This is a genomic window from Pseudochrobactrum asaccharolyticum, from assembly GCF_003314995.1.
GTDB classification, from domain to species: Bacteria; Pseudomonadota; Alphaproteobacteria; order Rhizobiales; family Rhizobiaceae; genus Pseudochrobactrum; species Pseudochrobactrum asaccharolyticum.
The window spans coordinates 196,553-210,801 of sequence record NZ_QNRH01000003.1 but is presented as its reverse complement, the minus strand read 5'-3'; the positions used below and the strand labels follow the sequence as shown (position 1 = coordinate 210,801).

Genomic DNA, 14,249 nt, shown 5'->3' with positions numbered 1-14,249 from the left:
ATGTCGATAACTCTGCCAACAGATCAACCTGCAACTGCATCTCTGCCTAAGAAAAAGAGCATAGCCGATCGCTTGCATTTTCTCTGGTATCTGAGCCGCCGCAGTCCCCTCACCTTACTGGGTGCCGCCATCATCGTTCTTGTGATGGTGATGATTATATTTGCCCCATGGATTGCACCCTATAATCCCGACAAGATTTCTCTCACTGCACGGCTGGCACCACCGAGTGCTGCCCATTGGTTCGGCACAGATGAAGTCGGACGTGATCTGTTTTCACGCGTGATTTATGGTGCACGCGCATCATGCGGCGCTGCCTTTATGATCGTGCTGATCTCGATGAGCATTGGCGTGCTGATCGGATGTCTGTCCGGTGTACTCGGTGGTCGTATTGATACCAGCATTATGCGTCTGATGGATGTGGTAATGGCTTTGCCGGCTCTGGTGCTTGCTATGGCCTTGGCCGCGGCTCTGGGGCCAAGCCTTTTCAACTCAATGCTTGCTGTAGCGGTGGTTCGCATCCCCGCTTATGTGCGCCTCGCCCGTGGACAAACACTGTCTTTGCGCGAGCAGGTTTATGTTAAAGCGTCCCGCACTTATGGCGCCTCCCCTTTCTATATTCTACGCTGGCATATTCTGCCAAATGCCATGTCGCCGATTATCGTTCAGGCAACGCTTGATCTGGGCGGTGTTGTTCTGATTGCCGCTGCCCTGAGTTTCATTGGCCTTGGAGCACAGCCGCCTACTGCCGAATGGGGAGCTTTGGTCAGTAGCGGCCGTAGCTTCATGCTGGATCAATGGTGGTATGCAACATTTCCGGGTCTGGCGATTTTGATCACGGCCATGGGCTGTAACCTGCTTGGTGACGGTATCCGCGATATGCTTGACCCGCGTCTGAGGACGAGATGATGACAACAACATTGACGAAATCAGATGAACCTGCATTGGCCATTAACGGATTAACGCTGGAATTCCCCACCTATAGCGGGGCGGTTAAAGCGCTCGATAATATCTCGATTGAGGTCGGAAAGGCTGAAATTATCGGTATTGTCGGAGAATCCGGCTGTGGCAAGTCCGTCACGACAATGGCAGCAACACGATTACTGCCAGAAGGCCGTTACAAAATTACCAATGGCTCCGTGCGATTATTTGGCCGCGATACACTGGCGATGGAAGAAAAACAGCTGCAGGATGTGCGTGGCAAGCTGGTTTCAACCATTTTTCAGGAACCCATGAATGCGCTTAATCCGACCATCCGCATTGGCAAGCAGCTTACCGATACGATTCAGCGCCATGAAAAAATCAGCCTGGCGGAGGCCACAAAGGTTGCCCGCGATATCCTTGCCGATATGCTGATCGGTGAACCGGAACGGGTGATGAAGGCCTATCCGTTTGAATTATCCGGCGGCATGCGTCAGCGTGTTCTGATTGCCATGGCTTTTTCCTGCAATCCGGGTCTGATCATTGCTGATGAACCGACAACTGCACTTGATGTGACCGTGCAGGCTGTAATCTTACGACTCATCCAGAACCGCGCACGGCGCACCGGCACCTCAGTCGTTTTCATCTCGCATAATATTGCCGTGGTTTCGCAGCTTTGCGACCGGCTTTACGTGATGTATGCAGGCAGAATTGTCGAAAAAGGCATCACACGTCAGGTTCTTGAGGCACCGCAACATCCTTATACGCAGGCATTGCTGCGTTGCCTTCCGGAACGGGCAGAACCAAAGCAGGAGCTGGAAGCTATTCCGGGCACAGTTCCCAATTTGCTGCATCCGCCTGCAGGATGCTTTTTCGAGCCGCGCTGCAAAGAAACGACCGAGAAATGTAAAATCCAGTCACCGGCTTTGCTAGGCAGTAAAACACAGCAGGTTGCATGCTGGCAACGTGAGACTTTTACGGCAGCGTTTCATAAAGGGGAACTGCAATGAACCAATCTCTTCCCGTTCTTGATGTTGCCAATCTTTCTGTTCGCTTTGCTGTTTCCCGCAACTGGCTCGGACGTCCGACCTCATTTGTCCATGCTGTTAACGGTGTCGATCTACAGGTAAAACCGGGGAAAAGCGTTGGTATTGTCGGAGAATCCGGCTGCGGAAAAAGCACTCTGGCACAAGCGATTATCGGTCTTGTTGATTATAATAACGGGACGGTTGCAATCGACGGGCAGGATTTTCACAGTGCTCAGGGTAAGGCAAAACGCGATATCCGCCAAAAAATGCAAATCGTGTTTCAGGATCCGCAATCCTCGCTCGACAGGCGTTTACCGGTCTGGCGCCTGATCAGTGAACCGCTGCATATACGCGGCGGCTATACTAAAAACCAGTTGCGAACAAAAGCTGCGGAATTGGCAACAGCAGTTGGCCTGCGACCGGAGCATTTAGATCGCCTGCCGCATGAATTTTCAGGCGGACAGCGTCAACGTATTGCTATTGCCCGTGCGATCAGCACCGACCCTGACTTATTGGTTCTGGATGAGCCGACTTCCGCGCTCGATGTATCTGTGCAGGCACAGATCATCAATTTGCTGCTGAAATTACAGCGCGAACTTGGCTTATCTTACTTACTTATATCCCATGATGTGGCACTTGTGCGTCACTTTTGCGATGAGGTCGCCGTGATGTATCTGGGGCAGATTGTTGAGGCAGGCCCTGCAAGCGAAGTCCTGAACAATCCGAAACATCCCTATACTCAAACACTGCTCGCAGCCGCACCAAGCCTTGAAAACCCGCTACCGGAACTCTCCGAAGTAAGAATTGGCGAATTACCGAACAATCGTATCCTGCCAGCCGGTTGTTATTATCGCGAGCGCTGCAGTATGAGTATTCCTGATTGTGCAAAGGTGCAAAATTTACTTTCTATACCTGATAGCTTGCAGGTTAAGGTGCGATGTCACGTAGCACTCACACGCAACCAATAAATTAAACCCGCTAAATTTTAATTTTACGCTTAGGCTTTCTTACGGGAGAGCAAAAGCGTAATTTTATATTTCTTGGTTTAAGCTCCTGGCCTTACTATAAAGATACAACATTCGACTTCGTTCATCTTGATAAACCGCTGATAGCAGCAATATAATATGACACTGATATACCCCGTCAGTTTTTGCAGCATCGAGCTAAAATACCTTCAGTGAAAAATTTTCAGCCATAAACCTAAGCTTTAAGCAGTCGGGTTGGTGACGATGTGTATCTTTATTACGTACAAATAGGCAAATGAATATAACGGAAATTTACAGCAAACATAGCGATACTGTAGCGCTCTATTCTAAATGCCTTCATGAAATATACGGCTTTTTTGCGATGAAAAGACCTCAGCAATAAAACCTCATAAAAACATACAGTAAATAGAATCAGTTAACGGAAAAACCACCAAGTAACCCTTTATATTAATACTTTATTAATTATTGTTAACAGTTCTTTTCCGTCAATATCAGCATTAACTGTAATATATACCCTCTAATACAAAGGGTCACACATTTCTAAAACAGTGAAATAGATTTATCGCCATATATTATCGGGCAAGATCATCCATCAAGTCTTGGATGGATTAGGAACCGGAGTGCCCGTTTATGGCCAAGCAAGTTAAAGCATCATCCGCAAAGAATTCTCAGAATCTCGTTACGAAGCACGGTAATACTGCCTACGTTTCTATCGATCCTGCCAGTGTTGTTAAATATGTACGTGCAGGAAATGATCTGGTTATCCACCAGAATAACGGCAAAACCATTCGTATCAGTGGCTTCTTCACCACGGATAACGCACAGAAGCTTGAACTGGTCTTCAGACATAATGGTGAGGAATGGCCGGTAAAGGCCGTTAAAGCCACAATCCCTGTTGATGATGCAGCAACAGGCAGCGAAGTTGAATTTGTTCCGGGTGGTGGTTCAAATAGTGAAATTAACCCCCTTCTGCTTGCCGCTCTTGCAGCCGGCGGTATCGCGGCAGCTGCTTCCGGCGGCGGCGGCAATGGCGGCGGCGGCAGCAAAGAAGCCCCTCCTCCGGCAGCCCCAACCCTTGACACAAAATCCAATCCGGATGGTACAGTGACTGCGACAGGTGTAGCCCCTGCGGGCACCCGCGTGACCGTTACTTTCCCTGACGGCACCAGCAAAATCGTGACCGCCGGTGCAGACGGCAAATATACAGCCACTTCTGAAACCTCTCAGAACTCCGGTCAGGTCAATGCGGTTGTCACCGATAATAATGGTAAGACAAGTGTTCCCGCCGTTAAAGACTATGTCGATGATGTCGCTCCAAAGAGCCCTGAAGCCATCAGCGTCATGGACGAAGTCGGCGCGGTAACCGGCAAAATTAAAGAAAACGACCTGACGGACGATGCACGTCCGGTTATGAGCGGCAAGGCGGAGCCAGGTTCAACCGTTACTATATATGATGGCACGACTAAACTTGGCACTGCTGTAACAGATTCCGCCGGCAACTGGACATTCCGTCCGGAAACAGCGCTCGCTGAAGGTGAACATAAAATCACTTTCACCGCGACTGATAAGGCAGGCAATACGAGCCCGGCAACAGAAGCGCTCGTCTTCAAAGTCGATACGGTTGCGCCACCAGTACCGGTTTTAAAAGAAGCTATTGATAGCGAAGGATCTATCAAAGGCGCCATTGCTGCTTCCGGCGTAACGGATGATACCCGTCCGGAATTTAAGGGTGAAAATGCAGAAGCAGGCACAACAATTCGCTTCTTCGACAATGGCTCCGAAATCGGCTCAACAGTCGTTGCCGCTGACGGCACATGGAGTTTCACACCGGAAATCGGCCTGCAACAAGGCGTCCATCGCATTACCATGCAGGCGCAGGATACCGCCGGAAACAAAAGCGAAAAATCAGAAACATTCCAGTTTGAGGTGGATACAACACCTCCGACAGCACCATCTATCACAGAAATTCGGGACAATACCGGCCAGTTCACCGGCAATGTCACCAATGGCAAAACCACGGACGAAACCAAACCTGTGCTTTCCGGTTCCGGCGCGGAAGCCGGTTCTATTGTTAAAATTTACGACAACGGCACTCTGCTGGGTGAAACAACTGCTAATGCCAATGGCACATGGAGCTTCACACCAACAACCGATCTGGCTGAAGGCGAGCACATCTTCACCGTAACCGCGACAGACAAAGCGGGCAATGAGGGTATTTCCTCTGCAAGCTGGACAATCAATGTCGACACGACAGCGCCTGATGTACCGACTATTGCCAAGGTGGTTAATGCTGCCGGTGATGAACTGGCACTTGATGTTGTTACCAATGAGCGCCGCCCGACACTGAGCGGTGAGGCAGAAAAAGGCGCAACCGTTACCGTCTACGACAACGGCCGCCTGATCGGCACTGTTACAGCGGCAGCTGACGGCACATGGAGCTTAGAGCTTTCTCACAATCTGACACAGGGTGAACATAAATTTACGATCAAAGCGACCGATGCCGCAGGCAACGAAACCGCTGGCACTGATCCTTTCACACTGACAGTCGACACAATCGCACCTAACCGTCCGGAAATTTCATCCATCACCGACGCTGTCGGCGAGATTACAGGCACTCTGGCACCGAATGCCATGACCGATGATGCCCGCCCGACACTGAGCGGCAAGGCTGAAGCCGGATCCCGCGTCACAATCTATGATCAGGGCGAAGAAATCGGCTTTGTTACGGCTGATGCCAACGGCCTTTGGACATATGTGCCTGACAGCAACCTGTCGGAAGGTACTCACAGCTTCACAGTGACTGCAACTGATATTGCAGGCAATGTTAGTACCACTTCTAAAGCCTTCACAATTACAGTCGACACAATTGCGCCGGAAGCACCGGAGTTTACAATCGGCTATGATGCTGTCGGTCCGGTTGTTGGTGACTTTGCGAGTGGCGCGATCATCAATGACAATCGTCCGAAACTGTCCGGTTCCGGTGCAGAAGCCAATGCACAGGTAAAAATCTATCAGGACGGCGCTTTAGTTGCGACAGTACGCGCCGATGTAACCGGCCAGTGGAGCTGGAAAAGCGCAACAGCCCTGAGCGACGGTTCTTATGAATTTACCGCAACTGTTACAGATACAGCTGGCAATGTCAGCCAGACATCAAGCGCTTTCAGTGTCACCATTGATACTGTAGCACCAGAGAAGCCGGTTATTGACAATATTACAGACGATGTAGCGCCTGTCGAAGGCTCTGTCGTCAAAGGCGGTTTTACGAACGACAACACACCAACCCTGTCCGGTTCCGGCGCGGAAGCCAACGGCATTATACGCATCTATGACGGCAGTAATCTGCTTGGCGAAGTGACCGCAGACGCATCCGGCCTGTGGAGCTTTACGCCGGCTGATGCTCTGGGCAACGGACAACACAGTTTCACAGTTGTATCCGTAGATAAAGCAGGCAATGTCTCGCCGCGCTCTGACGCCTATAATGTCACGATTGATACCATCGCTCCGAACGCACCATCCATCACACAGGTTCTTGATGATGTCGGCTCCATTCAGGGCAACGTTGCCAGCGGCAAAGCCACAGACGACGTCAAACCGGTTATTTCCGGTTCCGGTGCAGAAGCCGGTTCCGTTGTTAAGATTTATGACAAAGGCGTACTGATTGGCGAAACAACAGCCAATGCAAACGGCACATGGAGTTTCACACCAGCAACAGATCTGGCTGAAGGCGAACACATCTTCACGGTAACCGCAACCGATAAAGCCGGTAATGAAGGGGTTCCGTCAGCAAGCTGGACAATCCATGTTGATGTCACAGCACCCGTGAAGCCGACCATTACCGGTGTGGCAGACGCTACCGGTAAAGAACTCTCGCTTGACATTATCACGGACGAACGTCGCCCGACCCTGACAGGGGAAGCGGAAGCCGGCACTACGGTTACAATCTACGATAATGGGCGTAAAATCGGCACTGTCATTGCCGAAGATGATGGCACATGGAGCTTTGAGCCTAAAACCAACCTTGCTCAGGGCGAACATAAATTCACGGTCAAAGCGACTGACGCTGCAGGCAATGAGAGTGAAGCATCTGATCCGTTTGCGCTGACAGTTGATACAATTGCACCGGATCGTCCGGAAATTTCCTCTGTTACAGATGATGTCGGCTCTATCACAGGCCTTGTTAAAGCCAATGGAATTACCGATGACGCCCGTCCGACATTGAGCGGCAAGGCGGAAGCCGGATCACGCGTCACAATTTATGATCAGGGCGAAGAAATTGGCTTTGTCACTGCTGATGCCAACGGCGTATGGACCTTTACACCGGACACCGATCTGGCAGACGGCCCGCACAGCTTTAGCGTGACGGCAACTGATGCTGCCGGTAATGTCAGCGGATCCTCCAAAGCTTTCGCAATTACTGTCGACACGACGGCACCTGATGCACCACACTTTACGTCTGGTTATGATGCCGTTGGTCCGATCACCGGTGAGTTCACCGATGGTTCCTTCATCAATGACAATCGTCCGCGCCTGTCTGGTGCGGGTGCGGAAGCAAACTCTAAAGTTCACATCTATCAGGATGGTGTTCTGGTCGCGACTGTTACCGCCGATGCCGGTGGCCAGTGGAACTGGAAGACCCCGACTGCTCTTGCCGATGGCAATTACAGCTTCACCGCCAAGGTCGAAGATGCGGCCGGTAATGTGAGTGCGGCTTCTGAAGCCTTCACCATCACTGTGGATACGGTTGCACCTGATGCGCCGAAGATCGACAGCATTACAGATGATCAGGAACCGATTACCGGTAATGTTGCACAGAACGGCTTTACCAATGACACTACACCAACGCTGAAGGGTTCGGGTGCTGAAGCTAACGGCACAGTGCGCATCTATGATGGTGCAACCCTGCTTGGCGAAATTAAAGCCGATGCAGACGGCAACTGGGAATATACACCGGTCAATGCACTGGGCAACGGCCTGCACACCTTCACCGTGACCGGTGTAGATGCTGCCGGTAATACTTCTGTTAAATCCGCTGAGTTCAAGATCACTGTTGATACATTGGCGCCAAACACGCCTGCGATCACTCAGGTTCTCGATGATGTGGGCACAGTCACCGGTGCGGTTGCTTCTGGCAAAACCACCGATGATACCAAGCCAACCCTGTCGGGTAATGGCGCAGAAGCCGGTTCCGTTGTTAAGATCTATGATAATGGCGTCTTGATTGGCCAGACCAATGCTAATGCCAATGGGACATGGAGCTTCACACCGACCACTGATCTGGCGGAAGGCGTTCACGCCTTCACCGTGACTGCAACCGATGCTGCAGGCAATGAAAGTTCTGCTTCCATGCCTTGGACGATCGAGGTTGACATCACACCGCCAGAGGCAAAGTTTAAGCCTGTGATCACCAGTGCCAGCGATGATGTGTTGCCGGATACCGGCGAGGTTATCGATAACGGCTTTACCAATGATACAACGCCACGCCTCAATGGTAACGGGGCAGAACCGGATGGCTTCATCCGTATCTACTCCGAAGGCAAACTGCTGGGTCAGGTACAGGCCGATGCGAATGGTAACTGGAGCTTTGATGTTCCGACCCGTTCTGAAGGCAAACATGTCTTCATTGCCAAGACCACAGATGCGGCCGGTAATGAGGGTTCAAGCTCTGAACCATTCACACTGACTGTCGATACAACCGCACCGAAAGTTACCGATGCGGAGATCACTTCCGTTTATGATGATGTACCGGCACATGTCGGTGAGATCGCCAAAGACGGTCTGACCAATGATGCCCGTCCTGCCATCTCCGGTACAGCCAAAGACGATATCGCATTGGTGCGTATCTATGATGGTACAACCCTGCTCGGTGAAGTATCGGTGACAGGCGGAATCTGGTCATTCACACCGGATAGCGATCTGGCCAATGGCGTGCATAACTTCCGCGTCAAAGCGGTTGATGGCGCCGGTAACGAAGGTCCGTTCACGACCGCATGGCGTGTGACCATTGATACGACAGCACCAAATGCACCAACCATCACACAGGTTCTCGATGATGTTGGTTCTGTCACGGGTGCGGTTGCTTCGGGCAAAACCACCGATGATACCAAGCCTACGATCTCGGGTTCGGGTGCTGAGGGCGGCTCCACCGTCAAGATTTATGACAATGGCGTGCTGTTGGGTGAGACCAAAGCTGCGGCCAATGGCACATGGGTGTTCACACCAACCACTGATCTGGATGAGGGTGTGCATATCTTCACAGCCACCTCGACAGATGCGGCCGGTAACGAAGGCAATGCCTCGATGCCTTGGACGATTGAGGTCGACCTCACTCCACCTGATGCCAAATATAAGCCTGAGATCAGCAGCGCCAGCGATGACGTACTGCCGAATACCGGTGAAGTGGTCCATGGCGGCTTTACCAATGACACCACACCACGCCTCAATGGTAATGGTGCGGAGCCGAACGGCTTTATCCGCATCTATTCCGGCGGCAAGCTGCTGGGTCAGATACAGGCAGATGCTTCCGGCAACTGGGCCTTTGACGTTCCGACCCTGTCGGAAGGCAAACATGACTTCATCGCCACCACTGTTGATGCGGCGGGTAATGAAGGTTCAAGCTCTGATGCCTTTACGCTGAATGTTGATACAACGGCCCCAAGCAGCACCGATGCGGCGATCACGTCTGTTGTCGATGCCGCAGAGCCGATTGTCGGTGAGATCACCAATGGCGGCATTACCAATGATCCGCGCCCTGTTATCTCCGGCACAGCCTCAGATGACATTACATTAGTGCGTATCTATGACGGCACAACCCTGCTTGGTGAAGTGACTGTAACAGACGGCAAATGGTCATTTGCACCGGATAGTGATCTGGCCAATGGCTCGCATACCTTCCGCGTTAAAGCAGTGGATGCGGCCGGCAATGAAGGCGCCTATTCAACCACATGGCGTATCAATGTTGACACATTGGCACCAAATGCCCCGTCGATCACATCGGTCTATGATGATGTCGGTTCTGTTCAGGGTAATGTTGCTGACGGTAAATCCACAGACGATCTGCGCCCGACCATCTCCGGTGGCGGTGCAGAAGCCGGTTCCGTTGTTAAGATTTATGACAATGGCACACTGATTGGTCAGACCACAGCCAATGCCAATGGCACATGGAGCTTCACACCAACCACCGATCTGGCAACAGGTGCGCACAGCTTTACTGTGACGGCAACAGATACTGCGGGCAACGAAAGTGCCCAGTCCGGCAGCTGGCGGGTTACCATTGATCTGTCTGTGCCAAAAACACCGACGATTGATCAGATCTGGGATGATGCCCAGCCGGGTATCGGTGCTGTACCGAAAGGCGGCACCACCAATGATACCACGCCGACCCTGTCGGGTACGGCTGCACCGGGAACCATCCTCAAGATTTTCGTCAATGGCGAATATGTTGGTGAGACCACCGTACAGGTCACAGGTCAGTGGAACTATACCGGCTTTGTCAATGACGGCAGCCATACCTTCACGGTTCAGTCGGTCAATGAGGTTGGTACATCCAGTGCGATGTCCGATCCGTTCACGATCATCGTCTCGACAGCTGTGCCTGGCACACCATCGATCACAGAAGTGATTGATGATGTCGGCTCCATCACCGGTACTGTCGGCAACGGCAAGCCAACCGATGATACCCGCCCTGAGATCAAGGGTAAGGCCGATGCCAATGCAAAGGTCAATATCTATGACAGTGGTACAATCATTGGTCAGGCAACCGCAGATGCTGATGGCAACTGGACATTCACACCTGCGACCGATCTGACAGAGGGTAATCACTCCTTCACAGCCAAGATCGTTGACGGAGCAGGCGTTGAGGGTCAGCCTTCAGCACCATATACCATCGTTGTTGATACCACCCCACCGGATGCGCCACGCTTTACATCGGGTTATGATGCCGTTGGTCCGATCACCGGTGAGTTCACCGATGGTTCCTTCATCAATGACAATCGTCCGCGCCTGTCTGGTGCGGGTGCGGAAGCAAACTCTAAAGTTCACATCTATCAGGATGGTGTTCTGGTCGCGACTGTTACCGCCGATGCCGGTGGCCAGTGGAACTGGAAGACCCCGACTGCTCTTGCCGATGGCAATTACAGCTTCACCGCCAAGGTCGAAGATGCGGCCGGTAATGTGAGTGCGGCTTCTGAAGCCTTCACCATCACTGTGGATACGGTTGCACCTGATGCGCCGAAGATCGACAGCATTACAGATGATCAGGAACCGATTACCGGTAATGTTGCACAGAACGGCTTTACCAATGACACTACACCAACGCTGAAGGGTTCGGGTGCTGAAGCTAACGGCACAGTGCGCATCTATGATGGTGCAACCCTGCTTGGCGAAGTTAAAGCCGATGCAGACGGCAACTGGGAATATACACCGGTCAATGCACTGGGCAACGGCCTGCACACCTTCACCGTGACCGGTGTAGATGCTGCCGGTAATACTTCTGTTAAATCCGCTGAGTTCAAGATCACTGTTGATACATTGGCGCCAAACACGCCTGCGATCACTCAGGTTCTCGATGATGTGGGCACAGTCACCGGTGCGGTTGCTTCTGGCAAAACCACCGATGATACCAAGCCAACCCTGTCGGGTAATGGCGCAGAAGCCGGTTCCGTTGTTAAGATCTATGATAATGGCGTCTTGATTGGCCAGACCAATGCTAATGCCAATGGGACATGGAGCTTCACACCGACCACTGATCTGGCGGAAGGCGTTCACGCCTTCACCGTGACTGCAACCGATGCTGCAGGCAATGAAAGTTCTGCTTCCATGCCTTGGACGATCGAGGTTGACATCACACCGCCAGAGGCAAAGTTTAAGCCTGTGATCACCAGTGCCAGCGATGATGTGTTGCCGGATACCGGCGAGGTTATCGATAACGGCTTTACCAATGATACAACGCCACGCCTCAATGGTAACGGGGCAGAACCGGATGGCTTCATCCGTATCTACTCCGAAGGCAAACTGCTGGGTCAGGTACAGGCCGATGCGAATGGTAACTGGAGCTTTGATGTTCCGACCCGTTCTGAAGGCAAACATGTCTTCATTGCCAAGACCACAGATGCGGCCGGTAATGAGGGTTCAAGCTCTGAACCATTCACACTGACTGTCGATACAACCGCACCGAAAGTTACCGATGCGGAGATCACTTCCGTTTATGATGATGTACCGGCACATGTCGGTGAGATCGCCAAAGACGGTCTGACCAATGATGCCCGTCCTGCCATCTCCGGTACAGCCAAAGACGATATCGCATTGGTGCGTATCTATGATGGTACAACCCTGCTCGGTGAAGTATCGGTGACAGGCGGAATCTGGTCATTCACACCGGATAGCGATCTGGCCAATGGCGTGCATAACTTCCGCGTCAAAGCGGTTGATGGCGCCGGTAACGAAGGTCCGTTCACGACCGCATGGCGTGTGACCATTGATACGACAGCACCAAATGCACCAACCATCACACAGGTTCTCGATGATGTTGGTTCTGTCACGGGTGCGGTTGCTTCGGGCAAAACCACCGATGATACCAAGCCTACGATCTCGGGTTCGGGTGCTGAGGGCGGCTCCACCGTCAAGATTTATGACAATGGCGTGCTGTTGGGTGAGACCAAAGCTGCGGCCAATGGCACATGGGTGTTCACACCAACCACTGATCTGGATGAGGGTGTGCATATCTTCACAGCCACCTCGACAGATGCGGCCGGTAACGAAGGCAATGCCTCGATGCCTTGGACGATTGAGGTCGACCTCACTCCACCTGATGCCAAATATAAGCCTGAGATCAGCAGCGCCAGCGATGACGTACTGCCGAATACCGGTGAAGTGGTCCATGGCGGCTTTACCAATGACACCACACCACGCCTCAATGGTAATGGTGCGGAGCCGAACGGCTTTATCCGCATCTATTCCGGCGGCAAGCTGCTGGGTCAGATACAGGCAGATGCTTCCGGCAACTGGGCCTTTGACGTTCCGACCCTGTCGGAAGGCAAACATGACTTCATCGCCACCACTGTTGATGCGGCGGGTAATGAAGGTTCAAGCTCTGATGCCTTTACGCTGAATGTTGATACAACGGCCCCAAGCAGCACCGATGCGGCGATCACGTCTGTTGTCGATGCCGCAGAGCCGATTGTCGGTGAGATCACCAATGGCGGCATTACCAATGATCCGCGCCCTGTTATCTCCGGCACAGCCTCAGATGACATTACATTAGTGCGTATCTATGACGGCACAACCCTGCTTGGTGAAGTGACTGTAACAGACGGCAAATGGTCATTTGCACCGGATAGTGATCTGGCCAATGGCTCGCATACCTTCCGCGTTAAAGCAGTGGATGCGGCCGGCAATGAAGGCGCCTATTCAACCACATGGCGTATCAATGTTGACACATTGGCACCAAATGCCCCGTCGATCACATCGGTCTATGATGATGTCGGTTCTGTTCAGGGTAATGTTGCTGACGGTAAATCCACAGACGATCTGCGCCCGACCATCTCCGGTGGCGGTGCAGAAGCCGGTTCCGTTGTTAAGATTTATGACAATGGCACACTGATTGGTCAGACCACAGCCAATGCCAATGGCACATGGAGCTTCACACCAACCACCGATCTGGCAACAGGTGCGCACAGCTTTACTGTGACGGCAACAGATACTGCGGGCAACGAAAGTGCCCAGTCCGGCAGCTGGCGGGTTACCATTGATCTGTCTGTGCCAAAAACACCGACGATTGATCAGATCTGGGATGATGCCCAGCCGGGTATCGGTGCTGTACCGAAAGGCGGCACCACCAATGATACCACGCCGACCCTGTCGGGTACGGCTGCACCGGGAACCATCCTCAAGATTTTCGTCAATGGCGAATATGTTGGTGAGACCACCGTACAGGTCACAGGTCAGTGGAACTATACCGGCTTTGTCAATGACGGCAGCCATACCTTCACGGTTCAGTCGGTCAATGAGGTTGGTACATCCAGTGCGATGTCCGATCCGTTCACGATCATCGTCTCGACAGCTGTGCCTGGCACACCATCGATCACAGAAGTGATTGATGATGTCGGCTCCATCACCGGTACTGTCGGCAACGGCAAGCCAACCGATGATACCCGCCCTGAGATCAAGGGTAAGGCCGATGCCAATGCAAAGGTCAATATCTATGACAGTGGTACAATCATTGGTCAGGCAACCGCAGATGCTGATGGCAACTGGACATTCACACCTGCGACCGATCTGACAGAGGGTAATCACTCCTTCACAGCCAAGATCGTTGACGGTG

Annotated in this window: 4 protein-coding genes; all 4 read left to right on the top strand. The window is 52.3% G+C overall.

Going from position 1 to position 14,249, the window contains the following annotated elements; all coding sequences use genetic code 11:
- The gene (gene ddpC, locus DFR47_RS09395; protein WP_113944155.1) at positions 1-906 is read left to right on the top strand and encodes a D,D-dipeptide ABC transporter permease; all 906 of its coding nucleotides are present in this window, start codon (positions 1-3) and stop codon (positions 904-906) included.
- Positions 903-1,928, top strand: a complete 1,026-nt coding sequence (locus tag DFR47_RS09390; RefSeq protein ID WP_113944154.1) for an ABC transporter ATP-binding protein — start codon at positions 903-905, stop codon at positions 1,926-1,928. Before ddpC ends, DFR47_RS09390 begins: the two co-directional genes overlap by 4 nt.
- Positions 1,925-2,914, top strand: a complete 990-nt coding sequence (locus tag DFR47_RS09385) for an ABC transporter ATP-binding protein (protein ID WP_113944153.1) — start codon at positions 1,925-1,927, stop codon at positions 2,912-2,914. The genes DFR47_RS09390 and DFR47_RS09385 overlap by 4 nt, the downstream gene beginning before the upstream one ends.
- A gap of 648 nt (positions 2,915-3,562) precedes the next feature.
- On the top strand, positions 3,563-14,249 hold a 10,687-nt coding region (locus DFR47_RS21755), incomplete at its 3' end, for an Ig-like domain-containing protein (RefSeq protein ID WP_113944152.1).